Here is a 25280-nt window from a genome sequence, read left to right as displayed (position 1 = left end):
GGAGACTTTCCATGTCGATTCGACACGCGGTTCGCACGGTGGTGCTGGCCACCCTGCTCGGAGGGCTGCCGGTGGGGGCCACCACGATGCTGCGGGCGGACCTGCCCCAGATGGCGCAGACGTCCGACACGGTGGTGCAGGGCGTCGTCCGGCGCGTGCAGAGCCGCTGGAGCGGGGACAATCAGCGCATCGTCACCGACGTGGAGATTCAAGTGACGGAGGCCCTCAAGGGCCAGCCTGGCGGCACGGTGCTCGTCACGCAGCCGGGAGGCCGGGTGGGGGACATTGGCCAGGTGGTGAGCGGCCTGGCGTCATTCTCCGAGGGCGAGGAGGTCGTCGTCTTCCTGGAGAAGCGCGGCGCGGCCGCGTTCCAGCTGGCCGGCATGGCGCAGGGCAAGTACCAGGTCCAGCGCACCGGTCCGGGCGCGAAGGCGGTGCCTGCGTCCACCGGGGACGCGGTGCTGATTGATCCGAAGACGCGCCAGGAGACGGTGTCCAACGCGAAGACGGTGACGCTGGAGGAGCTGAAGGCCTCCGTGCGCGCGGCGGTCCAGGCCCAGCAGGCGGCGCCCGCGAAGAAGGGGGCGAAGTGATGGGCGCGCTCGCGTCGTGGGTGGTGCTGGCGGCGGTGATGGGACAGAGCTCCGCGCCGTACGTGCGCAGCCGGGTGTCCCCCGGGGACGAGGCCACGCAGTGCCTGTACTGGACGCAGACGCGCGTCAACTGGCAGCAGAGCACCGTGGGCAACCCGAACGTGACGAACCACACGGAGTTCGACGCCATCTCCCGCTCGTTCCAGAGCTGGCAGGACATCTTCAGCAGCTGCGGCAACCTGTCGCTGGTGGAGGGCTCGCGCGTGAACTCCCGGACGGTGGGCTACAACCGCTCCGGCGACAACATCAACCTCATCCTCTTCCGGGGCCGTGCCTGCCGCGAGGTCGTGGACTCCAGCGACACCTGCTTCACCCAGGACACGTGCGCGAACAAGTACGACTGCTGGGATGACAGCGACGGCACCATCGCCATCACGCTCACCACGTACGACGAGCGCACGGGCGTCGTGTACGACTCGGACATCTCCTTCAACGCCGCGCGCTTCAACTTCACCACCGGCAACGGCGGGCCGTGCGGCATCGTGGCGGCCCCGGACTGCGTGGACACGGACGTGCAGAACACGGCCACCCACGAGGTGGGCCACTTCGTGGGCCTGGACCACACGCTGGCGACGGGCTCCACCATGAACCCCAGCGCGCCGCCGGGTGAGACGTCCAAGCGCAACATCGACTCCGGCTCGCGCAGCTTCGTGTGCGCCGCGTATCCCAAGGGCAGCGCCAGCCAGCCGTGTTTCCCGGTGCCGGGTGGGAGTGGCAATGGGGACGGTGACGGCGATGGGGACGGGGACGACGATGACGGTTGCTCCGCGGCATCCGGGGGGCTGGCCGTGCTGCCGCTGCTGGCCGCCGCCTCGCTGCTCGCACGCCGCCGGAGGGGGGCGCGGTGAGCCGTCGCCTGCTGCTCCTGGGAGTGCTGCTGTGCGCGGGAGCGGCGGGCGCGCAGCAGGACTACAAGCGCACGCTGGTGCCGGGCCGGCCGCTGTGTCTGGTGTGGCCGGGGCGTGACTACGTCTACCACCTGGACGTGGCCGGCAGCACCCGCACGCCCGGGGACTCGGAGATCACCGCCATCGAGGCGGCGTTCGATGCGTGGCGGGCGCTGTCCTCGACGTGCAGCGACTTCCGCTTCATCCGGGGCGAGGACTGGTCGCGCTCCGTCGCGGTCGGCTACGACGAGGAACACCCCTTCGACAACTACAACGTCGTCACCTTCCGCGAGCGCAACTGCCAGGACGTCGCCCCGCCGGACGATGCGTGCTGGGCGGAGGAGACGTGCGGCAACGTCTACCAGTGCTGGGCGCACGGGGGCGCGACCATCGGGCTCACCACGTCGTCGTTCAGCTTCAAGGACGGCTTCGTGGTGGATTCCGACATCGAGCTCAACGCGGCGGAGACGGACTACGGCCCCAGCTTCCTGTTCACCACCGGGAACGGCCCGCCGTGCTCGGGCACTCCGTCCACCGACTGCGTCGCCACGGACGTGCAGAACACGATGACGCACGAGATTGGCCACGTCGTCGGGCTGGACCATGTCTTCTCCGCGGGCTCCACCATGGAGGCCACCGCTTCGCAGGGCGAGACATCCAAGCGCGTCATCGACGCGGGCTCCGCGGCCGGCTTCTGCTCCGCCTATCCTCGCGGCCTGCCGCCCACCCAGTGCCGCATCCCGGAGGACCCGGGCCTGAAGCTCGTGGCGGACGGGAAGGGCTCCGGCTGCGGCGCTTCCGCGGGAGGTCCGGGCCTGGCCGCCGTGCTGCTCTGGGGCGTGGCGCTGCTGCGCAGGGGCAGGCGGTCAGCGGCCCCGCTGGACGGTCCCCCAGGTGCTGCCCCGGGCGGGCCGCGCGGTTAGACTGTGGCCGTGGCCGTCGCCTTCTTCGACCTGGACAGGACGTTGCTCGCCGCCAACTCCGCGTCGCTGTGGGTGCGCCGCGAGCTGGCCCTGGGCCACATCTCCCGCTGGGATGCCCTGCGCGCCAGCCTGCTGCTGGCCCGCTACCACCTGGGCTTCGTGGCCATGCAGGACGTGCTCCTGCGCGCCACGGCGCTGCTCACGGGCTCCGACGCGAAGGACCTGGAGGCGCGCTCCGCGGCCTTCTACGCGGAGGCCGTGCGCGGGCAGTACCGGCCCGGCGCGCTGGCCGCGCTGGAGGCCCACCGCGAGGCCGGAGACCGGCTGGTGCTGCTGACGTCGTCCTCGGGCTATCTGTCCGACCTGGTGGCGCGCGAGCTGCGCCTGGACGGCGTGCTGTGCAACCGCTTCGAGGTGGACGCGGCGGGGCTGCACACCGGGCGCACGCTGGGCGAGGTCTGCTTCGGCGAGGGCAAGCGGTTCTACGCGGAGGCCACCGCGAAGGAGGCCGGGGTGCCGCTGTCCGCGTGCGCCTTCTACACGGACTCGTATTCGGACCTGCCGGTGCTGGAGGTGGTGGGGCGCCCGGTGGTGGTGAACCCGGACCACCGCCTGCGCCGCGAGGCCCGGCGGCGGGGCTGGCCGGTGGTGGACTGGGGCGTGCCTCCCGGAGGCGCCACCCCGTCCGTCCCGCCGTCGCCGCCGCTCGTGCCCTCCACCGGCCCCTGAAAGGACGCGGTGGAGGCGCATGGCGCGCTCGCTTCTAGCGGCGCGGGGACACGAGCCGCATGGTGAAGGTGTAGTCCACGTTCACCGGACGGCCCTGGTACTGGATGGGCTTGTAGACGCGGGACTGGAGCGAGTCGAGCACCGCCCGGTCCATGTGCTGCACCATCTTCAGGACGCGGCAGTTCTCCACGCGGCCCTTGTTGGTGATGGTGCAGCGCACCGCCACGAGCCCCTCCGCCTTGATGGCGAGCGCCTCGCGCGTGTAGGCGATGTCGCGGCCCTCTTCCAACAGCGTCGGCCGCTCCATGGCGTCGTTGAAGGGGATGACGGCGTTCGGGTTGACGGGCGCGAGCGCGCCGGTCGTCAGCGACGGCACCGCCAGGCTGCCCGCCGCGCTCACCGGCGCCGCGGCCGACGAGCCCAACGCGCCCAGCGCCCTGTCCGTCGTCGTGGCGGGGACCACCGCGGCGGCCGTCGGGTTCGCCTGCATCATCACCGGCGCCGCGAGTCCGCCCGGCGTCGCCGGAGCCACGTTCTCGAAGTCCTCGGGGGTGGATGCGCTGGCCAGATCCACGCGGCTCGGGCGCTCGCCGCCGCCCCGGCGCTTGGTCAGCTTCTGGGACAGCACGACCTCGCCGGAGCCGCCCGTGATGATGGTCTCCGTCTGGTAGCCCTCCAGCGCGAAGGTCAGCTCCGCGGTGATGCTGCCCTCGCTGCCCAGCGGCAGCTCCATCAGGAAGGGCGTCACGCCCTTCTCCTTGCCCTTGTAGTAGACGCGGGCGCCGGACGGCTGGCTCATCAGCCGGAAGCGCACCTTGCCCGGCGCGGGCGCGGCCGTGGGCGCTTCCGCCACCGGCGCCGTCGGGGTGGAGGCCGTGGCCTGGGCCACCGGCTGCGCGGACTTCTCCTCCGGGCTGCCGCCGCGCAGGAAGAACAGCGTGATGCCCACGAGCCCCGCCACCATCACGCCGCCCAGCGCGCCCATCATCAGCGTGCGCTGGCGGGCGCGCTGCACGTCCGGCGGCACGTCCACGCTGATGTCCACCGCGAGCCCACCGTCCGCGGGCTCCGCGTTGCCCACGTTGGCGAACAGCGGGGACGCATAGGGGCCCGTCGTCGGCGGAGAGGGGTAGGGCCCCGTGGTCGACGCGCCGCCCAGCCGGCGGAACACGCCGCTGTTGCCGCCCGCGGCCATGTGCGCCTCGCGCAGGCCCTCCAGCAGCTCGTCCATCGTCTGGAAGCGCCGCGCCGGATCCTTCTCCATGCAGCGGCGCACCACCATTTCGATTTCCGGCGGCACCGCGAGGTCCGGGCGCACGGACTGGAAGGTGGGAGGCGGCTCCTTGTAGTGGGCGAAGATGAGCTCGATGTGGTCGCGCGCGATGAAGGGCGGCCGTCCCATCAGCATCTGGAACAGCATGATGCCCAGCGAGTACACGTCGCTGCGCGCGTCCGCCACGTTGCGCGCCTGCTCCGGCGCCATGTACTGCGGCGAGCCCAGGAACGTGCCGTTCTGGGTGATTTCAGGGCTGACCGGCCCCTCCTGCGGCGCCACGGACTTCACGAGGCCGAAGTCCAGGACCTTCACCAGGTCCTGATCCGCCTCATTGAGGATCATGATGTTCGCGGGCTTCAGGTCGCGGTGGATGATGCCCAGCGCGTGCGCCTCGCGCAGCGAGCGGCACACCTGCTGCGCCACCGACACCGCGCGCGCCCAGGGCAGCGGACCCGCCTGGCCCAGCACCTGCTGGAGCGTGCGCCCCTCCAGGTACTCCATCGCGATGTAATAGATGCCGTCGTCCGTCTGCCCGTAGTCGATGATGGTGACGGTGTTCGGGTGCCGCAGCTTCGACGTCAGCGACGCTTCCCGCAGAAAGCGCTTCTGGAAGCCGGGGTCGCGGCTGCTGGGGAAGTTGGGGTTGAGCACCTTGAGCGCGACCACGCGCTCCAGGGGTGCCTGCAGGGCGCGGTACACCTTGCCCATTCCACCCACGCCCAGGGGCTCTAGAATGCTGAAGCGGCCGTTCAACGTCCGGCCGATGAGCGGATCCGTTCCCGGGGCCTCAGGGCTCGGGGAATCGCTCTTGATCATTCGTGTCCCCTAGAAGCGACGTGAAGCATGGTTTCTCCGGCAAAAGCAGCGGATCCGTATCCAAGCACAACTCGCCGGTGCGGCGCACCCCAAGGGGGTCTGGAATCCACCACGTCGGGGCAAGCACGACCCCGGTCGCAGGGGGGGATGTGAGTCGCGACCTTCGGGTAAGCCCGCATTGCTTTGGACGTGCCTCCCGGATTACGGTTTTTATTCCTGCCTGCCATGCGGCGGGTGGAGTTCTCCTTCGATGGCCGAAACCCCCAGAGTCCCCGTTCCTCCGCAGGTGCGCCGGGTCTCCGTGCAACAGCGCCTGAGCGCGCTGGAGGCGGAGCAGGTGAAGTTGCGCCAGGAGCTTGTCTCCTTGCAGGGCGAGGTCCGCCTGCCCGGTCTCTACCTGACCGTGGAGGCAGGCAACACGACCGCGCTCGTTCCCGCGAAGCAGGTACAGGAGGTCGTGCGGCTGGTGGCGTTGGATCCGCTGCCCGGCGCGCCGGTGCACGTGGCCGGTTCCTTCGTGTACCGCGGCAGTCCGGCGGTGGTGGTGGACGTGGCGCGCATGCTGGGCGTCAAGCGCACGCCGGATCTGGACTCGCTGCTGGTGGTGGTGGACGCGGGCCGCATGGTGGCGCTGCTGGTGGACCGGGTGAAGGACCTGGTGGAGACGCCGGTGATGGTGGACGGCACGCCGGGCGGTGAGGAGAAGATGCCGTGGGACGGCACCGGGCTGATGGCCGGGCTGTGCCGCACGCCGGAGGGGCTGCGTCCGCTCCTGCGCACGAGCGCGCTCCTGAATGGAACGGAGGGGCTGTGAGCGAAGGGCTGCTCGACGACGCAACGCTCGCGAAGGTCGAGGAGGTGCTCCGGGGCGCCTGCGGCCTGACGCTGGCGAGCAGCCTGCGCCGCTCGTTGGAGCCCGCGCTGTCCCGCGCCGCGCTGTCCCGCAACCTGTCCGAGACGACCTTCCTGCGTCAGCTGCTGATGCGCGAGCCGACGGCGGTGGAGGCGTTCATCGAGCAGGCCGTCATCGGAGAGACCTACTTCTTCCGTCACCCGGAGCACCTGCGCGCGCTGGCCGCGCGGGCCCGGCTGCACGAGGGCGGCCCGTTCCACGTCTGGAGCGCGGGCTGCGCCAGCGGCGAGGAGCCCTACAGCATCGCCATGGCGCTGATGGCCGCGGGGCTGGGCAACGGCGGGCGCTTCCGCGTGCTGGCGACGGACGTGTCCGGCCGGGCCCTGCTGCGCGCGAAGTCCGCGGTGTACAGCCCCTGGTCGCTGCGGCGCATCGAGCCGGATCTGGAGAAGCGCTTCCTCGTGCCGCACCCGGGCGTGTCGGGACAGGACGTGCAGCACACCGTGGCTCAGGAGGTCGTGCGCACGGTGGACTTCCGCCGCCACAACCTGGCCACGGACGCGGTGCCGTCCATGGGCTTCCACGCCATCTTCTGCCGCAACGTCCTCATCTACTTCACGCCGGAGCTGGTGCGCGCGGTGCTGAGCCGGCTGGTGGGCGCGCTCGCCCCGGGCGGACTGCTCTTCGTGTCGCCCGCGGAGGTGCCGCTCACCAACGGCATGGGCCTGGAGACGCTGGACGTGGACGGCACCCCCGTCCTGCGCATGCCCCTGGAGCCCTGGACCGCCGGAGAGGCCGCGGTCGCGTCTCCTCGGCGCGACACGCAGGGCGCCTTGGCCGCCGCCTCGCTGCGCCGGGACACGCCGGTGCCGGGCAGCGTGCGGCTGGAGCCGCGCCGGCCCACGCCCGCGCCCATGCCGGCCTATGCGGCGCGGACGGCCCGGCCAACGCCGGTCCCGGAGACGCCTCGTGCCCCGGCCTCCTCCACGCCGGCGGCGCGCGCGGCCCAGGACGCGGGCCTGCTGACGCGGGCGCTGGAGGCGGCGCACGCGGGCCACTTCGAGGAGGCAGAGGCGCTGGCGCGCGAGGCGGCGCGGGCGCTGTCCCCGGAGGCGTATCTGCTGCTGGCGATGGTGGCCGAGTCGCGCAACGACCTGTACGCGGCGGTGGATGCGGTGCGCAAGGCGCTGTATCTGGAGCCGCAGCTGGCGCTGGGACATGCGACGCTGGTGGCGCTCTACAGCCGCCTGGACCGGCGCGAGGACGCGGAGCGCGCGCGGCAGAACGCGCTGCGTGCGCTGGATGGACTGGATGACGAGCACCCGCTGCGAGGCGTGGAGACGACGATGACGGCGGGGGGGCTCAGGCAGGCGCTGGCCCCCCGGCCTTCGCAGATGGGCTGGCAGGGCGCGCGCTGAGCCGTGGGGCGCGCCGGTACACGTGAGGTAGGGACAACGTGGAAGCGAAAGGTTTGAAGATGACGTCGCCTGCAGGGGCGGATTCGACCAGGCTCAGCCTGCGGACGAAGATCCTCGGGGGCACGGGCATCTTCGGCATCGTGCTGGTCGGCATCCTGACGTTCGCGTTCTGGATGCAGATGCGCGACGGCCTGCTGGATGAGCTCACCAAGCGCTCGCGCGCGGTGGGCATCGGCATGGCGTTCGCCGTGGGCGCGTCCGCGGCGGCGAACGACGCGGCCATGCTCCAGGCGGGCGCCGACGCGGCCCTCAAGAGCGTGCCGGACATCGCGTACATCGTGATCCGCGACGCGAACGGCAACGTGCTGGCGCGCTCCGCGGACGAGCAGTTCGCGACCGCCGCGACCGTGGAGCCCGCGGACGGCGAGGGGGTGGTGGACCGCCTGCTGACGGCCGGCAAGCTGCCCATCGTGGAGACGACGGCGCCCATCCTCTTCGGCCCGCCGGGCGGCACGCTCAAGCGCGTGGGCACCGTGCAGCTGGCGCTGGACCGCGAGGCGCTGTCGGAGTCGCTGTCCTCCAGCACCTGGCGCACCGCCGGGCTGGGACTGCTGGTGCTGGTGCTGGGCGTGCTCGCGGCGGCCGGCATGGCCAGCCTCTTCATCGTGCCGCTGGAGCGGCTGGCCCGCGCGGCGGTGGGAATCGCGGCGGGGGACCTGCGCCAGCAGATCGACACCAACGGCACGGACGAGATTGGCGAACTGGCGCGCAGCTTCGCCACCATGGCGGACGCGCTGGTGCACCTGCTGCACGACCTGCGCGGCGCGGCCACGGACCTGGAGCACGAGGCCGCGGGCGTGCTGGCCACGTCCACGCAGCAGTCCGCCATGGCGCACCAGCAGGCGTCCGCCATCAACGAGACGAGCACCACGGTGGCGGAGATCGCCCAGACCTCCAAGCAGGCCACGTCCTACGCGGACGCGGTCATCGCGCAGACGCAGAAGTCGGAGTCGCTGAGCGCGCAGGGCCAGAAGGTCGTCACGGAGAGCGTGGAGGGCATGGAGAAGCTGGGGGAACAGGTGAAGGCCATTGCCCTGGCCATCACCGACCTGAACGAGCGCACGCTGCAGATCAGCGACATCATCGGACAGGTGAAGGACGTGGCGGAGCAGTCCAACCTGCTGGCCCTCAACGCCTCCATCGAGGCGGCGAAGGCGGGCGAGCACGGACGCGGCTTCGCGGTGGTGGCCACGGAGATGCGCACGCTGGCGGAGCAGTCGCGCATGGCGGCCGACCAGGTGCGCGTGCTGCTGGGTGAAGTGCAGAAGGGCACGCGCGTGGCCGTGACGACCACGGACGAGGGCAGCCGGCGCGCACAGGCGGCGATGGAGCTGGCGCGCGGCGCGGGCTCCACCATCCTGGGCCTGTCGGAGGTCATCCGCGAGTCGTCCGGGGCGGCGCGGCAGATCGCGGGCAACACGCGGCAGCAGACCATTGGCGTGGAGCAGATCGCCACGGCGATGGGCGAATTGACGTCCGCCATGAGTGATTCAGTGGAGGGGACGCGGCGCATCGAGCAGGTGGCCGGCAACCTCTCCATCTTGTCGAAGCGCTTCTCTGAACTTGTAGGCAGGTACCAGCTATGAACAGCAACGTGACGGGTGGGGCACGCAAGGCGGCGAAGGTGCTCATCGTGGAGGACACGAAGACCATCACCAACCTCCTGCAGGTCTACCTGATGGGGTGGGGGCTGGACTTCCTGGACGCGCCCAACGGCGCGGTGGGACTCAAGCGGGCGCGCGAGCAGAAGCCGGACCTCATCATCTCCGACGTGCAGATGCCGGAGATGGACGGCTTCGCGCTGTGCGCGGCCATCCGGGCGGACTCGAAGCTGCACGACACGCCCTTCATGCTGCTCACGTCGCTGAAGGACGACGCGAGCCGCCAGAAGGGAAAGCTCGTGGGCGCGAGCGCGTTCCTCAACAAGCCGGTATCCGTGGACGACCTGCGCTCCAAGGTGCGGGACATCCTCAAGCTGCCGGCCACGAAGTACTGATACGCCCGCCCATGCCTACCGACGACCGCAAGCTGCTGCCCATCGACTTCGACGAGCTGAAGGCCTCGCTCGACGCGGCCCAGATGCTGCTCGAAGGCGCCACGGTGGTGAGCGCCCACAGGCGGCGCGAGGTGCTGCACCAGCGCGCGGTGGCGCTGGCCAACTCGCGCCATGAGACGCGCCAGGAGGTCGTCACCGTCCTCGCCTTCCAGGTGGGCGGTGAGCGCTACGCGGTGAAGATCGACTTCGTGGACCACGTGCTGGAGTCGCGCGGGATGTGCTCGCTGCCGGGAGCGCCGCGCCACGTGCTGGGGGCGCTGCTGTCGCGCTCGCGCATCGTGCCGGTGCTGGACCTGCGGCAGTTGCTGGGGTTGGAGGGCGGGGGCATGGCCGACCTGAGCAAGGTCGTGGTGGTGGAAGTGGAGGACGAGGCGTTCGGGCTGGCGGCGGAGGTCGTGGACGGAAGGCTGGAGTTGCCGCGCGCGGAGCTGTCCCAGCCGCCGCCGGGCCCGTTCCTGTTCCTGACGCCGGACCGGCTCACGGTGCTGGACCTCACACAGCTGGGCAACCCGGCGGCCGCACGGCGCGGCTAGAGGGGACTGAGGCTTCATGGATCCGCAGTTGCTGCGCAGCATCTGGCCGGTGTTCGCCGCGGAGACGCGCGAGCAGATTCAGGCCATCGGGTCGAAGGTGCTGGGGCTGGAGCAGCCGGCCGCCGCGCGCGAGCCGGACCTGATGCCGTCCCTCAAGCGCGTGGTGCACAGCCTCAAGGGCTCCGCGGCGAGCCTGGGGCTGGACGACATCGAACGCATCGTCCACGCCATCGAGGACGGGCTGTCCCACGTCGGCGGGGACGAGCCCATCTCGCGCGGCGCCGTGGAGGCGATGCTGCGGGGGCTGTCCGCCATCGAGAACGCCCTCAACCGGGGCGACGCGGGTGAACAGCCCGTGGTGGACGGCGTGGCCGCGCTGCTCAAGGCCCTGGGCCACGAGGAGCAGGCCGCCCCCGTCTCCGAAGACGCCGTGAGCGCGGGCCCGCTGGGCGAGGACGGAGCGAAGGCGCTGGCCGCGCTGGAGGCGGCGCTGGGCCAGCTGGTGTCCCCCAAGGTGGAGGACCGGGCGGGCGCGGTGCGCGCGGCGGTGGACCAGGCGCATGCCCTGCGCCACATCGCGGAGGCCGTCCAGGCGGATGCGGTGGCCGCGCTGGCGGAGGCCGCGGCGCTGGGCTTCACGCGCATGGAGGAGGGCGGGGACGCGGCGGGGCTGGCGGCGTCGGAGGTGGCGGGCGCGCTGGTGGACCTGCGCATGGCGCTGGGCGTGACGGAGGACGCCGGCGCGGCCGGGGAGCCCGAGCCCTCGAAGCCCGCACCGGCCCCGGCGGCGAAGCCCGCGGCGCGCGCGACGGCCTCGGCCCCGGAAGGCCGCGGCGGGGCGGTGGACCGCGCGGTGCGCGTGTCGGTGAAGACGCTGGACTCGCTGGCGCTCCAGGTGGAGCACCTGGTGTCGGGGCGGTCGCAGCAGGGACGGCGCACGGAGGGCTTCCGCTCGCTGACGGATCAGGCGCATGAGGTGCTGCTGCACCTGGAGCGCGCCGCGTCGCAGCTGGCCATGTCCGGCGGCGGGCCCGCACTGGAGCCGCTGCGCACGGGCGTGGGCCTGATGCGCATGATGCAGAAGCGGCTCCTGGAGCAGGCGAAGGAGGCGCACCGCGACGGCGAGCAGCAGTCGCTGGTGGCGCAGGTCATCCGCGACGACCTGCGGGACCTGCGCATGGTGCCGGCCTCTCAGGTGCTGGAGCCCCTGCGGCGGACGGTGCGCGAGACGGCGTCCCGGCTGGGCAAGGAGGTGACGCTGGATCTGGGCGGCACCGACGTGCGCCTGGACCGGCGCATCGTGGACGCGCTGAAGGACCCGCTGGTGCACCTGGTGCGCAACGCCATCGACCACGGGCTGGAGATGCCCGAGGCGCGCAGGGCGGCGGGCAAGTCGGAGACGGGGCGGCTGGCGGTGCGGGTGGAGGCGCGGGGCACGCGCGTCGGCGTCATCGTGGAGGACGACGGCGGGGGCCTGGACCCCATGCGTGTGCGCGCGACGGCGGTGCGCCGGGGCCTGATGAACCAGGAGGCGGCGGACAAGCTGTCGGACGCGCAGGCCGCGCGGCTCATCTTCCAGCCGGGCTTCTCCACGCGCGATGAAGTCACCTCCACGTCCGGTCGTGGAGTCGGCCTGGACGTCGTGCTGGCCACCGCGCAGCGGCTGCAGGGCAGCGTGGACGTGGAGTTCACGCCGGGCAAGGGCACGCGCTTCATCGTGGACCTGCCGCTGACGCTGGCCGCGGCGCTGGGCCTGCTGGTGCGCACCGGTACCTCCATCACCGCGATTCCCTCCGACACCGTGAAGCGCGTGCTGCGGCTGGACGCGGACGACGTGGGCACGGTGGCGGGGCGCGTGGTGGCGCGGCTGGACGGCGAGCAGCTCACGTTCCTGTCGCTCGCGGAGGCCATTGGCCTGCCGCGCATGCCGCTCGCGCTGGAGTCGGGCCGGCGGCAGACCGCGGTGCTGCTGTCGCTGGGCGAGGAGCGCGTGCTGTACGCCATCGACGAGGTGGTGGGGCAGCAGGAGCTGGTGGTCCGCTCGCTGGGCAAGCACCTGCGGGACGTCACGCACCTGGCGGGCGCTGCGGTGCTGGACGACGGGCGCGTGGTGCCGGTGCTCAACGCGCCGGAGCTGCTGCGCGCCGCCAAGCCGGACACGCGCACCGCCGCGAGCGAATCCAAGATGCCGCGCATCCTGGTGTGCGACGACTCGCTCACCACGCGCTTCGCGATGAAGTCCCTGCTGGAGATCGCCGGCTACCCGGTGGTGACGGCGTCGGACGGCGAGGAGGCGTGGCAGGTGCTGGAGCGCGTGCACTGCCACCTGGTGGTCAGCGACTGGCAGATGCCCCGGCTGGACGGCGTGGGCCTGGCGCGCAGAATCAAGGGCCACCCCATGTTCCGGCGCACGCCCATCATCCTGGTGACGTCGCTGGACAGCAACGAGGACCGCGCCGCGGGTCTGGAGGCGGGCGCGGACGGCTACCTCGTCAAGCGCGAGGTGGAGCGCGGCAAGCTCCTGGAGCTCGTGCGCCAGCTGCTCCCCAGCTACGCGGGCTGAAAGCAGGGCAGAGGCCCGGAAACGACGACGCCCCGTCCTTCCGCCTTGAAGCGAGGGACAGGGCGTCTGCTTTTTCAGCCGGAGTGCGTTTCCGCGCTCTAGCGCGGGCGGACCCACGCCTTGGGCCAGTCGTCGAACTCGGTGACCTCCTGGTCGTCGACGAGCAGCGTGTACATGGACTCCTCGGGGAAGTCGCCGATGCGCAGGCGCAGCTCCTTGCCCTCCGCCTTGGTGCGCAGCGGGTGGAGCGGATCCGACGTCTTCACCCACTCCAGCTTCTGCTTCAGCAGTTGATCACCGGTCATAGCTTTGCCTGCGGCTTGGCGTAGATGTTGTCCACGGCCTGGTTGGTGCGCTGCGAGCTGTTGATGATCTTGTCGTACGCCTGCGCCTCGCTCAAGCCACTCTTCTTGGCCTCACCGACGAGCTGGTCGAACGAGGGGCCGTCCAGCCGGCCGTACTTGAAGAAGTCGCGCGCCTTGAGCATCGCGGATTCAAACGTGCCCATGAACTCACGCGCGCCCACGCGGGCCTCGTGACGGATGGCATGCGCGGCCTTCGCGCGCTCCGCCAGCGACGCCCCCTGCGCCTGGAGCTTCGCGTCGTTCGCGGGGATGCCGGCGATCTGCTGCTTGTACCAGGCGCGGATCTCCGTGTTCGTCGTGGGCTTCTTCGCGCCGCTCGCCTGCGCGTTGTTCACGCTCGCGGCCCCTTCCGGGTTGCGCGGGCGGGTGCGCGACGGGCTCCCCGTGGACATGTCGCTGGGAGGCCGCTGGGCCGTCGAAGGCGCCGAGTTCGTCCGCGTGGGCTTCGCCGGCGTCGCGGACGAGGTCGTCGTGTTGGGCTTCGAATCCACGGAGTTGCTGCGGCGCGGCGGCTGCGGCGTGCTGGGCAGCGCCGAGTCGGACTTCGTGGAGCGCACGCTCGAGCTTCGGTTGAGCTTCATGGGGGAGGCCTTCGGGGGAGGAAGGAAAACCGCTTTCCCTTTTATCGCATCGGTGGGTAGGTGAGTTGCGACCTCCACCTACCTTTCGCGCGCTACCCCGACGCCTCCTGCTTTCTCATACCCTCAAGGGTGGGAGGGTACGGGGAAGGCGTCATCCCCCGGCAGCACCAGGGTGATTTCCAGCCGGGGCTCCACGGCCACGGCCAGGGTGCCTCCCAGCCGTCCCGCGAGCTGCCGGAGCATGGCTTCCGTCCGGGCCGTCAGGGCCGCGCCAGGGCAGGCCCGGACGCGCAGCAGCCAGTGGGAGGCCTCCGGGGCCGGGCCCAGGTGGACGTCCACGGCCACGGCGCCGGTGGTGCCCTTCGCCAGCGTGCGCGCCAGCAGCTCCCAGTCCGCCCGGGCGCCCTGCACCGGCACGGTCCGCTCCCCCGGCAGCATCAGCGTGGGGGTGGCCCGTCCCTTCACGGGAGCGAAGGCGTGCTCCAGCACGGGACGCAGGTCGTCCAGGCCCGGCACGGAGGGCGCCAGGCGCCGGTCGATGAGGTCCTTCTGATCCGCGGCGACCTTGGCGATCCGCTCCAGGTAGCGCTGCGCCTGCGCGCCCAGCGGTCCCCCGGTGCCCTTGATCATCATGTCCACGTAGCCCCTGATGACCATCAGGGGCGTGCGCAGGTCGTGCGCCGCGCGTGAGCGCCGCTTGTCCTGCGCCGCGACGGTGCGCTCCAGCCGCTGCTTCGCTTCCAGCAGCCGGGCCTGCCGGGCGCCCTGGGCCACCTCGCGCGCGTGCGCGGCGAGCAGCGCCGGGGCGAACGCACTGAAGCGCGCCACCACACTGCGCTGCGACGTCGTCAGCGGCGCGGGCCACACCTCCAGGACGGAGGGGCGCTGCGTGGACTTCCTGTCCTTGATGTTCGCGGCGCGACGGGCGGGGACGTTGCCCACCTTCATCACGCACACGCGTCCTTCATAGAGGGCCGCGCCGGTCGCGCCGGTCAGCCGCAAGGACGCCTTCAACAGAGCCTCCAGGCCCGCGCGCGTTCCACCGCGCAGCGCCTGCTCGGCCACCGCCGTCAGCGTCGTTTCCATCCTGGCATCGAGGTCGTCCTCGATGCGCCGCCCCATCCAAGCCCCAGCCCGCACGCGCCAAGGAATGGTCATGCCTTCATGGAGGCGCAACGGCTCCAACGCGGAGCACTTCCTTTCCACGTCAGGCAGCAATCCTTTACCCCCCATGATCGGGTCGAGCGGACATTTTTACCGCCGGAAGGGCAGGTGCCTCGCGCCAAACCCTTGCTCTCACTGGGAAAAGGTTTTGGCCAGCCGCTTGCTATCACCTGCCCACGTCAGGCAGGGCGGGAAGGGGCGGATGGGTACTCTCGATTACTACGCGACGATGGCTCGGATGGCGCCTGGGGCGCTCGCGAAGAGCGCGGTCCGCCGGGTCCAGGGCGTCGCACGCAAGGCGCTCTACAGCCGCCGCGAGCAGGTGGACGAGGCGCAGCTGCTGGAGTCCTTCGGCGCCACCCGCGCCGAGGAGCTGGTGACGCTGGCGCTGGATCACCGCACCTCGCGCGCCTGGTGTGAGCTGTCGCAGCGCGAGTCCGCTCGCGCCGCCATCGAGAAGCTTCCGGGCGCGAAGGCGCGCACGCTGGAGCGCGCCACGCGGGCGCTCCGTCAGGAGTGGGACCTCTTCGGCACGCCGGTCTCCTTCGGTGAAGGCAAGCCGGTGGACTGGTCCCTGGAGCCGGTGAGCGGCCGGCACTATCCCGTGGACCCCGTGGAGCGCATGCCGCTGCACGTGACGGGCATGGATCCGAAGTACCCGTGGGTGATGGGCCGGCTGGACAGCGTGGTGGCCCTGGCCCAGGGCGCGTGGGTGGCGGAGACGGAAGCGGAGCGCTCGCGCTTCGCCACGGCCTTCGTCGCGCAGACGCTGGACTTCCTGCAGGCGAACCCCGTGGGCATGGGCGTCCACTGGACCTGCTCCATGGAGATTGCCCTGCGCGCGGCGAACCTCGCGCAGGCGCTGGTGATGTTCGCGGACCGGCCGGAGGTGCGCCGTCCGGAGTTCCTGGTGCCCGTGCTGGGCGCGCTCGCGGAGCACTGCGCGTGGGTGGAGGCCCACCTGGAGGACACCAGCGCGGTGCCCAACAACCACCTGGTCTCCAACTACGTGGGGCTCGTGGTGGTGGGCTCGCTCTTCCCGGAGCTGCCCGGTGCGCCGCGGCAGGTGGCGCTCGCGGCCAACGGCCTGCGCACGCAGATGGAGGCGCAGGTCCACCCCGAGGGCACGTCCTTCGAGGGCTCCATTCCCTACCACCGCCTGTCGGTGGAGCTGTTCACGCTGGCCTTCCTCGTCGCTCGCGGCGCGGGCGTGTCGCTGGGGCCCGCGTATGAAGCGCGTCTGCGACTGATGTTCGTCGCGGCCCGCGCCTGGTCTTCGGAGTCCGGTCTGGCGCCGCAGATTGGCGACAACGACAGCGGCCGCGTGTTCCCGTTCCAGGAGCGCGCGGACGGTGATCACAGCTACCTGGCGGGGCTGGGCGCGGCGCTCTTCAACGACGCGGGCCTGGGCGGCGGCGTGTTTCCGGACGAGGCGGCGTGGCTGCTGGGCGGCGCGGGCCTCGTGCGTTTCAACGCGCTGCCCGTGGCTCCGGCGCCGGTGTCTGTAAGCTTTGCGGAAGGTGGCTTTCACATCTTGCGCGGTGAGGGTGTCGTGCTCACCGTCTCGGCCGGAAAACAGGGGCAGCGGGGCGTCGGAGGACACAGCCACAACGACAAGCTTTCCTTCGAGCTTCACCTCAATGGCCGTCCCGTCATCGTCGACCCCGGCACGGGTTCGTACACGCGGGATCCGGCCCTGCGCAACGCGATGCGGAGCACCGCGGCGCACAACACGCTTCAGGTGGATGGGGCGGAGCAGGCCCCGTTGGATCCGGCGCGGCTCTTCGCGCTGCCGGAGGATGCCCGGGCTCGCGTCGTGGCCTTCCAGCCCGGCGCGAAGCATGACCGGCTGGTGGTGCGCCACGACGGCTACCGCCACCTGCCGGCCCCGGTAGGGATTGAGAGGACTTTCTTCCTCGACCGGCACGTGCGTGCGCTGGCCGTGGGGGACCGGCTCGTCGGAACGGGCCGTCATGAGGTGGTCGGACGTTTGCATCTGCCCGATGGGCAGGCGCGGTGGTGCAAGCCCGCGGCGGAAGTCATGGCGCGGGCGGGGCGTGTGCAGGAAGGGCCGGAAGCCTTCGATGCACGGGCCCTGGAGATTGGACCGGCGGAGGCGCCCGAGGGTTGGGTGCTCTTCGGGCAGGGGTTGGAGACCCTGCTCGTGCCGTCTCGCTACTCGCCCGGGTATGGGCGCGTGGTGCCGGCGGTGTCGGTGGAGTTCCGGAGGCAGCTGACGCCTCCGGCATGGCTGGGGTGGGTGTTCGTCTTCAGGTGATTGGTGTGGGTCGGGACGTGTGAGCCGGCGAGGCCTCACGTCAACTGCTGGGGAGTAACGACAATGCGCGTGATGGTTGGCAACCCGTTGCTGGGTCGGATTCAGAATCGGGAAGCGAAGGTGGGCGTGGTGGGTCTCGGGTACGTCGGTCTTCCGCTGGGCATGGCCTTCGCGGAAGCGGGCTTCCCGGTCACGGGGCTGGACGTGGACCAGCGCAAGATCGACAAGATCGCCAAGGGTGAGAGCTACATCAAGCACATCCCCAGCGCGCCGCTGGCGGAGCTCACCAACGCTGGCAAGCTCAAGGCGACCAACGACTTCGCGAAGTCCCGCGAGCTCGACTGCGTCATCATCTGCGTCCCCACGCCGCTGACCGCGTCGCGTGAGCCGGACATGACCTTCATCATCCAGACGGGCGAGGCCCTGGCGCCGTACGTGCGCCCCGGTCAGCTCTTCATCCTGGAGTCCACCACCTACCCGGGCACCACCGAGGAGATCCTCAAGCCCCTGCTGGAGAAGGGCGGCCTCAAGGCTGGCGTGGACTTCTTCCTGGCCTTCAGCCCCGAGCGCGAGGACCCGGGCAACAAGGGCTTCAACACCAAGACGATTCCGAAGGTCGTGGGCGGCTACTCGCCCGCGTGCCTCGAGGTGGCGGTCGCCCTCTACGGCAGCGCCCTGAAGGAAGTGGTGCCGGTGTCCTCCACGCGCGTCGCGGAGCTCTCCAAGCTGCTGGAGAACATCTACCGCTGCGTGAACATCGCGATGGTCAACGAGATGAAGATGCTCTGCGACCGCATGAACGTGGACGTCTGGGAGGTCATCCAGGCCGCCAGCACCAAGCCCTTCGGCTTCCAGCCGTTTTTCCCCGGCCCCGGCCTGGGCGGGCACTGCATCCCCATCGACCCGTTCTACCTGACGTGGAAGGCGCGCGAGTTCGAGTTCCACACCAAGTTCATCGAGCTGGCCGGTGAGGTGAACTGGCAGATGCCCTACTACGTGGTGCAGCGCACGATGGAGGCGCTCAACCAGAACAAGCGCGTCCTCAACGGCGCGAAGGTCCTCTGCATCGGCGCGGCCTACAAGAAGGACATCGACGACCACCGCGAGTCCCCGTCGCTGCGCGTGATGACGCTGCTCAAGGAGAAGGGCGCGGACATCGCCTACCACGACCCGTTCGTGAAGGAGCTGCACAAGGGCCACGGCTTCAACATGGAGATGAAGTCCGTCCCGCTCGATCCGGAGACCCTGAACCAGTACGACGTGGTGATGATCCTCACCGACCACTCGCACATCGACTACAACGAGCTGGTCCAGCGCTCGAACATCGTCGTCGACACGCGCAACGCGACCAAGGCCGTCACCCAGGGCCGCGAGAAGATCATCAAGGCCTAAGGCCTGTAGCGAACAGGGCATGCGGGCAGGAGGGTCCTCGCTTCACGCTTCGTGCGTGAGGGGAGGGCCCTCGCCTGTTTTTCGCTACAGTGCGCGGCCGTGCCTGGCGAATCCCATCCCCTGTTCCCGCTGTTCATGGCCGCGTCCCTCCTGATGGGCGCGGCGCCTGCGTCCGACCCCCGCGTCCCGTTGCTGGACGCGATGGGCGCGGAGCTCACGCGCAATCAACAACAGCTCAAGGTGACCGGCCATGAAGCGCCGTACTTCCTGAGCTATGGCGTGAAGGACTACCAGTCGCGGTTGCTCATCGCGCGCTACGGGGCGCTGTTCCAGGACGACGACTACCGCGAGCGCAAGCTGGGCGTGGACGTGCGCGTGGGCAGCTACGACTACGACAGCTCCGTGGCGGACTCGCTCGACTTCGGCTTCAGCACCAGCAAGGGCTCCAGCTTCACGTCGCGCAAGGACGGGCCGCTGGATGACTCGCCGCTCGCGCTGCGCACGGCGCTGTGGCTCGTCACGGATGAGAAGTACAAGGCCGCGCTCTTCCAGTACCTGAAGAAGAAGGGCGAGGACGTCTACACGGTGGAGGACCCCAAGCGCCCCGCGTCCTTCTCCAAGGAGACGCCGGCCTCCTTCGTTCAGCCGCCGGTGGCGTTCCCGTTTGATCGCGAGAAGTGGCGCCGCGTGGCGCGCGAGGTGTCCGCGCGCTTCAACGCGCACCCGGAGCTGTTCGACTCCGAGGTCCGCATCACCGCGGACAAGGCCACGCGGCTGTTCGTGTCGTCGGAGGGCACGCGCCTCATCACGGAGGAGACGCTTTACGCGTTCCACGTCTCCGCGGTGACGCGCGCGCCGGACGGGCAGCTGTTGGACAACTCGCGCAGCTTCTACCTGCCCACGGAAGCGGGCATGCCTGACGAGGCCCGGGTCCACGCGGCGGCCCAGAAGGTCATCGACGAGCTGCTCGCGCTGCGGCAGGCGCCGGCCATCACCCCGTACGCGGGCCCGGCCATCCTGGCGCCGGAGGCCGCGGGCGTGCTCTTCCACGAGACGCTGGGCCACCGGCTGGAGGCGGACCGGCAGGACGGCGACACCGACGGCAAGACGTTCAAGGGACAGGAGGGCAAGCAGATCCTCCCGGCCTTCCTGTCGCTGCGGGATGATCCGTCCAAGCGCGAGGTGAACGGCGAGCCGCTCAACGGCTACTACCTCTACGACGAAGAGGGCGTGAAGGGGCAGCCGGTGAGCCTGGTGGAGAAGGGCGTGCTCAAGGGCTACCTGATGAGCCGTCACCCGGTGGAGGGCTTCCCCAAATCCAACGGCCACGGGCGCGGGCAGGGCACGCTCCAGCCGGTGGCGCGCATGGCCAACCTCCTGGTGGACAGCACGAAGCAGGTGAGCGACGCGGAGTTGAAGAAGCTGCTGATCGCGGAGGCAAAGCGGCAGGGCAAGCCCTACGGGCTCATCATCCGCGACATCACCGGCGGCAACACCAACACGTCCAGCTACGGCTACCAGGCCTTCAAGGGCGTGCCGCGCATGGTGTACCGCGTGGACGTGAAGACAGGGGAGGAGACGCTGGTGCGCGGCGTGGAGATTGTCGGCACGCCGCTGTCGTCGGTGAACCGCATCCTCGCCACGGGCCAGCGGCTGGGCGTGTTCAACGGCTTCTGCGGCGCGGAGAGCGGCAACGTGCCCGTGTCCACCGTGGCGCCCGCGGTGCTGCTCCAGGAGTTGGAGCTGCAGCGCACCATGGAGGGCAAGGACCGGCCGCCCCTGCTGCCCAGTCCGGCCGCCCCTGCGAAGGCGGCGGCCGGCCCGGACGTGAAGCGCTAGCCGACCTTCTTCAGCACCACGTAGCCGGCGGCGGGGATGTTCACCGGGGTGTTCCCGCCGTTCAGCGTGGCGCCGTAGTTGCCGAAGTTGCCGCCGCCGTACGCCGCGGCGTCGCTGTTCAGCACTTCCTTCCACTGGCCCGGGGGCAGCGGCAGCGAGTAGCCCTCCAGGTTCTTCTTGTTGAGGCTGCCCACCACGAGGAACTCCTCGTTGCCCGACTTGCGCGTGAAGGCCATCACGCTGTCGTCGTTGTGGGTGTAGACGCGCTTGACCTCCGCCGCCGCGCTGAAGGCGTTGCTGCTGTTCCGCAGCCCGATGGAGTCCTTGTAGAAGCTGAAGGACTGCCGGCGCGTGACGTCCAGCATCGCGTCCTTGCGCTCGGAGGCGGGCAGGGCGGCCACCTCCGCGAACAGCTTCTTGTCGTCCGCGGAGAAGGCCTTGTACGCGCTGTCCTTCGCGCGCGCGTCCGGGGAGAGGCTGAAGAGCCGCTCGTAGGTGGCCTTGGTGGTGTCGTTGAACGTCACCTTGCCGAAGTCCACGCCCTTGCCCACGTCCTGCCAGCTCCAGTCGCTGTCCCAGGTGGACGGGTTGCCCCACTTGAAGGGGTTCTGGGCGCCGAACTCGTCACCCTGGAAGAACATGGGGATGCCGGGTCCGGCCATGCCGATGCCGGCGGCGAAGCGGGCGGCGCCGCGCGACCAGTTGTCCGGGAAGTCGGTGGGGTTCGCGCCCTCCGCGGTGTCCAGGGTGCGCTCCGCGTTCCCCACTTCGTCGTGGTTGCTGATGATGGACAGCGCGTGCTTCCAGCCGTCCAGGCCGCGCGGGTTCGTCAGCAGGTTCACGAACGCGTCCACGTCCGTCTTCATCCCGCGCGCGGCGGCCTGCACCAGGCCCGGCTTGCTGTTGTCGCGCACCAGCCGGTGCTGGAACTCCGTGTACCACTGGGCGTCGAAGCCGCCGCCCGTGCCGTCCGGCTTCGCCGGGCGCGAGATGTCCGGCTCGTAGTCGAACTGCTCCGCCACGGTCCACACGTCCGGGTTGAGGAAGTGCACCTGGCGGTTGATCTCCCGGAGCATCTCCCAGCCGTCCTTGCCGCCCGTGCCCTTGATGGGCTCCGTGAAGTCGAAGCGCAGGCCGTCGAACTTCAGCTCCGCCACCTGCTGCACGGCGTGGTCGACGAAGAGCTGCTTCACCTGCGGCGTGTTGTACGCGGGCACGGCGCCCCACGGCGTGTCGCGCTGCTCGAACTGGCCGGGCTCCTTGGCCCAGTTGAAGTACGGGTTGCTGGGGCCGCCCACGTTCCACAGGCCGTTGTGGTCGCCGAAGACGTGGTTGTAGACGACGTCCGACACCACGTTGAGGCCCTTGCCGTGGGCCGCGTCGATGAAGCGCTTGAGGGCCTCATCGCCCTCCACCCACTGGCCCGTCTCGTCCTCGAAGCCCAGCGAGCTCTCCGCGGCCAGGCTGTTGACGCCCAGGTAGCCCCAGTTGCGCGGGCCCTCCACCTCGTTCGTGGGCAGGAGCTCCAGCGTGGTGACGCCCAGCTCCTTGAAGTAATCCAGCTTCTTGATCAGGTCCTCCATGGTGGAGCGGTTGGAGTTGCCCGCCTGCCCCAGGAAGCTGCCCGCGTGCAGCTGGTACACCACCCACTTCGACGGGTCCTTCTCACGCGGGACGTTGTCGTTCTTGAACTGGAACGCCGTGGGGTCGGTGAGCACGGAGCCGCGGAAGGACACGCCGCTGCCCGTGGTGATCAGGTCGCTCCAGGGGTCGTTCTCCGACGACGCCAGGCGCTCCGTGTCGGAGAGCTTGCCGTCGTTGTTCACGTCGTCGCGCAGGTGCAGCTTGCCCGCCGCGTCCTTGTCGAAGACCTGGAACTCGTAGCGCAGGCCCGCGAGCTTGTCCGGGTCGTTGACGAGCGTGGTCCACGCGCCGCCCTGGTTCGTCATCTTGATGCGGCCGTCGTCGGTGACGTTGCGCGACCAGAAGTCGTTGGACTTCCCGCCGCGCAGCTTGTCGATGAGGGTGTCGTCGAACGTGCCCAGGCGCTCCTGGAGCTGCTTCTTGTTGAGCGGGTTGCCGTCGCCGTCCTTGAGGACCAGGTACGCGCTGTCCGCGTCCTCGGCGTCGTCCACGTCGAAGCGCATCAGGCCGGTGGCGCCGGTGAAGTAGCGGTCCACCTCCTTGCCGCGCGTGGGGTCCAGGTAGAGCCGGTCGATGCCGCGCTGCTCGCCCATCATCCGGCGCGCGTAGGGGTCCGGCCGGTCGCTCACGGCGCCCGTGGAGTCCACGACCTCGTAGACGTAGGCCTTGCCCTCCATCTGCGCCCACGCGCCCTTGGCCTGCGCGGTCCAGTTGCCGCCCTCGTCGCGCGCCATGGGGATGCGCTGCTCGCGGCCCTGCTTGTCCGTCACCTTCACCTGCACGGCCCGCGCGTCCGGCGCCCAGAACTTGAAGTTCACGTCCTGGCCAGACTTCTGCGCACCCATCGTGTGGTACGTCGTCGGCGAATAGGACGCGGTGGGCTTGGACAGGTCCAGCTTGAGGTTGCCCTCGCCCATCACCGCCCACTGGTCCTTGCCGGACGGGCCGTCCACGCTGACGCCCCACTCCCAGTTGCGCGCCAGGCCGTCGTCCGCCACCTTCACCGTGGCCTCGTACTTGCCGTTGCCCAGCGACTTCATGGGGATGCCGCCGGAGGCCCACTGCGCGCTGAAGCGGCCGTCCGCGTCCCAGCTGCCCTTGAGCTTCGGGTTGCTGAGCGCCGCGTGCGGGCCCGCGTCGTAGGTGAACGTGATGGTGCGCGTGGTGGGGTTCGCCACCGTCGCGTTCGACTTCACCGCGGACGTGGGCGCGGCGCCCAGGAGCGCGCTCGCGTTGGCGGAGCGGGCCAGGTTGCCGGTGCCGGCCACGGGAGTCCGCGTGCCCGTGGCAGGGGCGGACTCGAAGCCGGACTGGTTGCGCTTCGCGGCGGCGGCCTTCGCGGCGGCAGCCTTCTGCTGCGCGGCCAGCTTCGCGGCATCAACGGAGGAGGAGCCCGTGGTGGGGGACACGGTGGTTTTCGGGCGGTTGATTTTCGAATCGGTCACGGGGGAGACCTCCGGCGGCCCACGCATAGCGGGCTTGCTCAACTTGTCGGGCTTGGGGCCTCCGGAGTTGTGTCCGGTGGCGTGGAAGTGGGCGAATGTGGTTCAGGTGACGCTGGGAGCTTTGAATTCCCAGGAATTCCGCGCCCTTCCGGGCGTGGATGGAGCCGCGGTGGGGTCAGCCGGCCCCCCTTGAAGCCGCGGAGGAAGACGTAGCGGCGGAAGTCGCGGAGGAAGGCGTCCACGGGCAGGCCGATGGCCTCCTGGAAGCCGCCGGTGAAGTCCTGGCCCCGGCGCATGGCGGTGAGGACGCCCCGGACGCGCGTCTCTCCGTAGCGCTCCATGAGGAAGGTGAAGGCGTGGTGGGCGGCGCCGTAGACGGTGGCGTTCTCCGTCTCGTAGAGGGACTCGGCGCGGGCGAGCGGATCCGCCTGGGGGTAGTCGTGGAGGAAGCGGGACAGGTCCTCCAGGCTAGGGACGCGGTAGCCCTGGCCGGCGGTGTACGAGGCCATGCCCTCGCTGAACCACAGGGGAATGCCCTTCTTCGTCCAGTCCGACACGGTGGCGGACGCCTGCCACATGAGGCTGTGGGTGAGCTCGTGCAGGAGCAGCTCGTCCACCTGCTTCTGGGTGGCGCCGTTGCTCGTCCACGTGCGGGGGCTCTGGACCTCCACCTGTTCGTAGCGGGCCCAGGCGCGCAGGAAGTCGTAGCCGGAGCGGTGGGCGGCGCGCTCCAGGGCGGCGTGGTTGGGGTGGATGACCAGGGTGACGGGCTCCTGGAAGGCGCCCCAGCGGGCCAGGCGCGGCCCTGCGTTTTCGACCGCGCGGCGGATCATCTCCGCGGCGGGAGCGTCCTTCGTGGCGTGCGCGAAGAGGAACTCACCGCCGGGCAGCGTCAGCGTGGCGGTGGGGTTGACGGACTGCTTGGGGACGGAGGCGCACGCGGAAAGGAGGGCCGTCGTCGCGAGCAGGGCGGGCAGCAGGCTCCATCGTCCGGTACCGCCCACCCGCATCCCACGTCCCTTCAGTCGGCGCCGAGCCAGCGCACCACCGCGCGGCCCACGTCCGCGACGGTGGAGAACGAAACTACCTCCGGCGCGGAGGGGCCGAAGTAGAGCATGGGCACGGCGTGCACGGTGTGTCCTCGAACCGACAGGTCCTCCACGTTGCCGTGGTCACTGCACACCAACACCCGTGCCTCTGCGGGCCGGGTGGCGGCCACGGCGCGCAGGAAGGCGTCGAAGGTGTCGAGCGCCAGGCGGGCGGCCGTGAAGTCCTGGGCGTGGCCGGCCTCGTCGGCGAGGTAGTGCTCGAAGAAGGTGAAGTCCGCCTGCCCGGCGATGCGCCAGAAGAGGGCCGCGGCTTCGCCCGGTGTGCGGAGGGGCACGTCCAATCCGTACGCGCGTGCGTTGGCGCCGGTGATGTCGTGGGTGAGGCCGTCGTCCGCCCGCGCGTCGTCCAGCGTGCGCAGCGGTTCTCCGCCCGCGGCGAAGGCGAGCTTCGCGGCGGAGGGGCGCACCTTGCGCGCGGCGCGCTCCGACAGGGCGAACTCCGGCGGGGACGTGGACGGGCGCCGGGGAACACCGAGCGCGTCCAGGTACGGCGCGGGGTACGCGTTGGCGAAGGTGGCGGTGCGGCCCGCGGCCTTGAGGCGCCGCACGATGGAGCGCTCCGCGAGCAATTCCCGCAGGGCGGTGTTGGGGTAGCCCAGCACGTGGCCGCCCACGAGGACGGGGGCGGGGTCGCCGGTGAGGATGGCCGTCTGGTTGGAGGCGGACTGGGGCCGGCCGGGCACGCCGAAGGTGGGG

At 70.6% G+C, this 25280-nt stretch carries 20 protein-coding genes; 13 read left to right on the top strand and 7 right to left on the bottom strand.

The features are described from left to right. Positions 1-11: 11 nt before the first annotated feature. Genes D7W81_RS03485 through D7W81_RS03470 form a run of 4 tightly spaced genes read left to right on the top strand, consistent with a single transcriptional unit; the run spans position 12 to position 3192 of the window. On the top strand, positions 12-593 hold the full coding sequence (locus D7W81_RS03485) for a hypothetical protein (RefSeq protein ID WP_120553875.1): 582 nt from the start codon (positions 12-14) through the stop codon (positions 591-593). After that, positions 593-1501 (top strand): myxosortase-dependent metalloprotease, MXAN_2677/MXAN_2678 family, encoded by a 909-nt coding sequence (locus D7W81_RS03480; RefSeq protein WP_120553874.1) that lies wholly within the window; start codon positions 593-595, stop codon positions 1499-1501. The genes D7W81_RS03485 and D7W81_RS03480 overlap by 1 nt, the downstream gene beginning before the upstream one ends. Continuing rightward, the gene (locus D7W81_RS03475; RefSeq protein ID WP_120553873.1) at positions 1498-2463 is read left to right on the top strand and encodes a myxosortase-dependent metalloprotease, MXAN_2677/MXAN_2678 family; all 966 of its coding nucleotides are present in this window, start codon (positions 1498-1500) and stop codon (positions 2461-2463) included. Before D7W81_RS03480 ends, D7W81_RS03475 begins: the two co-directional genes overlap by 4 nt. A 9-nt stretch (positions 2464-2472) precedes the next feature. Beyond that, the gene (locus D7W81_RS03470; protein WP_120553872.1) at positions 2473-3192 is read left to right on the top strand and encodes an HAD family hydrolase; all 720 of its coding nucleotides are present in this window, start codon (positions 2473-2475) and stop codon (positions 3190-3192) included. 34 nt (positions 3193-3226) lie between these two features. On the opposite strand, the gene D7W81_RS03465 is transcribed toward D7W81_RS03470, so the two are convergent. Further along, on the bottom strand, positions 3227-5284 hold the full coding sequence (locus tag D7W81_RS03465) for a TonB family protein (RefSeq protein WP_120553871.1): 2058 nt from the start codon (positions 5282-5284) through the stop codon (positions 3227-3229). 250 nt (positions 5285-5534) lie between these two features. Here D7W81_RS03465 and D7W81_RS03460 point away from each other — a divergent pair, with 250 nt between their 5' ends. The 6 genes from D7W81_RS03460 to D7W81_RS03435 are packed head-to-tail and all read left to right on the top strand — an operon-like array spanning position 5535 to position 12767. Then, positions 5535-6098, top strand: a complete 564-nt coding sequence (locus D7W81_RS03460; RefSeq protein WP_120553870.1) for a chemotaxis protein CheW — start codon at positions 5535-5537, stop codon at positions 6096-6098. After that, entirely contained in the window at positions 6095-7555 is a 1461-nt protein-coding gene (locus D7W81_RS03455) for a CheR family methyltransferase (RefSeq protein WP_120553869.1), read from the top strand. The genes D7W81_RS03460 and D7W81_RS03455 overlap by 4 nt, the downstream gene beginning before the upstream one ends. A gap of 59 nt (positions 7556-7614) precedes the next feature. Next, entirely contained in the window at positions 7615-9201 is a 1587-nt protein-coding gene (locus D7W81_RS03450) for a methyl-accepting chemotaxis protein (protein ID WP_120553906.1), read from the top strand. Next, positions 9198-9611 (top strand): response regulator, encoded by a 414-nt coding sequence (locus tag D7W81_RS03445; protein ID WP_120553868.1) that lies wholly within the window; start codon positions 9198-9200, stop codon positions 9609-9611. The genes D7W81_RS03450 and D7W81_RS03445 overlap by 4 nt, the downstream gene beginning before the upstream one ends. A gap of 11 nt (positions 9612-9622) precedes the next feature. Further along, a complete protein-coding gene (locus D7W81_RS03440) occupies positions 9623-10204 on the top strand; it encodes a chemotaxis protein CheW (protein ID WP_120553867.1) in 582 nt (193 codons plus the stop codon). A gap of 16 nt (positions 10205-10220) precedes the next feature. Then, a complete protein-coding gene (locus tag D7W81_RS03435) occupies positions 10221-12767 on the top strand; it encodes a hybrid sensor histidine kinase/response regulator (protein WP_120553866.1) in 2547 nt (848 codons plus the stop codon). Between the two features lie 98 nt (positions 12768-12865). Here D7W81_RS03435 and D7W81_RS03430 read toward each other — a convergent pair whose 3' ends face one another. The 3 genes from D7W81_RS03430 to D7W81_RS03420 all read right to left on the bottom strand — a co-directional run bounded on the left by D7W81_RS03430 (position 12866) and on the right by D7W81_RS03420 (position 14799). Further along, positions 12866-13072, bottom strand: coding sequence for a hypothetical protein (locus D7W81_RS03430; RefSeq protein ID WP_120553865.1), 207 nt, complete (start codon positions 13070-13072; stop codon positions 12866-12868). Continuing rightward, positions 13069-13713: a hypothetical protein gene (locus D7W81_RS03425; RefSeq protein ID WP_120553864.1), complete on the bottom strand. Its 645-nt coding sequence runs from the start codon at positions 13711-13713 to the stop codon at positions 13069-13071. The genes D7W81_RS03430 and D7W81_RS03425 overlap by 4 nt, the downstream gene beginning before the upstream one ends. A gap of 123 nt (positions 13714-13836) precedes the next feature. Beyond that, on the bottom strand, positions 13837-14799 hold the full coding sequence (locus D7W81_RS03420) for a histidine kinase dimerization/phospho-acceptor domain-containing protein (protein WP_158621413.1): 963 nt from the start codon (positions 14797-14799) through the stop codon (positions 13837-13839). A 280-nt stretch (positions 14800-15079) separates the two neighbouring features. Here D7W81_RS03420 and D7W81_RS03415 point away from each other — a divergent pair, with 280 nt between their 5' ends. The 3 genes from D7W81_RS03415 to D7W81_RS03405 all read left to right on the top strand — a co-directional run bounded on the left by D7W81_RS03415 (position 15080) and on the right by D7W81_RS03405 (position 20386). Continuing rightward, positions 15080-17155 (top strand): alginate lyase family protein, encoded by a 2076-nt coding sequence (locus tag D7W81_RS03415; RefSeq protein WP_208721140.1) that lies wholly within the window; start codon positions 15080-15082, stop codon positions 17153-17155. Between the two features lie 72 nt (positions 17156-17227). Then, the gene (locus D7W81_RS03410) at positions 17228-18547 is read left to right on the top strand and encodes a nucleotide sugar dehydrogenase (RefSeq protein ID WP_120553905.1); all 1320 of its coding nucleotides are present in this window, start codon (positions 17228-17230) and stop codon (positions 18545-18547) included. A 135-nt stretch (positions 18548-18682) separates the two neighbouring features. Further along, complete coding sequence (locus D7W81_RS03405) at positions 18683-20386, top strand: TldD/PmbA family protein (protein WP_120553904.1); 1704 nt, start codon at positions 18683-18685, stop codon at positions 20384-20386. Here the strand turns inward: D7W81_RS03405 and D7W81_RS03400 are convergent. The 3 genes from D7W81_RS03400 to D7W81_RS03390 form a co-directional block, all read right to left on the bottom strand. Continuing rightward, on the bottom strand, positions 20383-23475 hold the full coding sequence (locus D7W81_RS03400) for an alpha amylase C-terminal domain-containing protein (RefSeq protein WP_120553903.1): 3093 nt from the start codon (positions 23473-23475) through the stop codon (positions 20383-20385). The genes D7W81_RS03405 and D7W81_RS03400 overlap by 4 nt on opposite strands. 38 nt (positions 23476-23513) lie before the next feature. After that, positions 23514-24485 (bottom strand): hypothetical protein, encoded by a 972-nt coding sequence (locus tag D7W81_RS03395; RefSeq protein ID WP_120553861.1) that lies wholly within the window; start codon positions 24483-24485, stop codon positions 23514-23516. Between the two features lie 11 nt (positions 24486-24496). Further along, positions 24497-25280, bottom strand: a 784-nt coding sequence (locus tag D7W81_RS03390; protein WP_120553860.1) for an alkaline phosphatase family protein, incomplete at its 5' end; no start/stop codon positions are given.

Source organism: Corallococcus aberystwythensis (assembly GCF_003612165.1).
GTDB lineage: Bacteria > Myxococcota > Myxococcia > Myxococcales > Myxococcaceae > Corallococcus > Corallococcus aberystwythensis.
The sequence above is the reverse complement of the archived record's forward strand: the minus strand, read 5'-3'. Positions and strand labels throughout refer to the sequence as shown.

Coding starts and splice junctions, on each gene's coding strand:
- D7W81_RS03485 (WP_120553875.1), top strand. CDS start 12: ATGTCGATTCGACACGCGGTTCGCACGGTGGTGCTGGCCACCCTGCTC.
- D7W81_RS03480 (WP_120553874.1), top strand. CDS start 593: ATGGGCGCGCTCGCGTCGTGGGTGGTGCTGGCGGCGGTGATGGGACAG.
- D7W81_RS03465 (WP_120553871.1), bottom strand. CDS start 5,284: ATGATCAAGAGCGATTCCCCGAGCCCTGAGGCCCCGGGAACGGATCCG.
- D7W81_RS03460 (WP_120553870.1), top strand. CDS start 5,535: ATGGCCGAAACCCCCAGAGTCCCCGTTCCTCCGCAGGTGCGCCGGGTC.
- D7W81_RS03450 (WP_120553906.1), top strand. CDS start 7,615: ATGACGTCGCCTGCAGGGGCGGATTCGACCAGGCTCAGCCTGCGGACG.
- D7W81_RS03445 (WP_120553868.1), top strand. CDS start 9,198: ATGAACAGCAACGTGACGGGTGGGGCACGCAAGGCGGCGAAGGTGCTC.
- D7W81_RS03440 (WP_120553867.1), top strand. CDS start 9,623: ATGCCTACCGACGACCGCAAGCTGCTGCCCATCGACTTCGACGAGCTG.
- D7W81_RS03435 (WP_120553866.1), top strand. CDS start 10,221: ATGGATCCGCAGTTGCTGCGCAGCATCTGGCCGGTGTTCGCCGCGGAG.
- D7W81_RS03430 (WP_120553865.1), bottom strand. CDS start 13,072: ATGACCGGTGATCAACTGCTGAAGCAGAAGCTGGAGTGGGTGAAGACG.
- D7W81_RS03425 (WP_120553864.1), bottom strand. CDS start 13,713: ATGAAGCTCAACCGAAGCTCGAGCGTGCGCTCCACGAAGTCCGACTCG.
- D7W81_RS03420 (WP_158621413.1), bottom strand. CDS start 14,799: ATGGAAACGACGCTGACGGCGGTGGCCGAGCAGGCGCTGCGCGGTGGA.
- D7W81_RS03415 (WP_208721140.1), top strand. CDS start 15,080: ATGGGTACTCTCGATTACTACGCGACGATGGCTCGGATGGCGCCTGGG.
- D7W81_RS03410 (WP_120553905.1), top strand. CDS start 17,228: ATGGTTGGCAACCCGTTGCTGGGTCGGATTCAGAATCGGGAAGCGAAG.
- D7W81_RS03405 (WP_120553904.1), top strand. CDS start 18,683: ATGGCCGCGTCCCTCCTGATGGGCGCGGCGCCTGCGTCCGACCCCCGC.
- D7W81_RS03395 (WP_120553861.1), bottom strand. CDS start 24,485: ATGCGGGTGGGCGGTACCGGACGATGGAGCCTGCTGCCCGCCCTGCTC.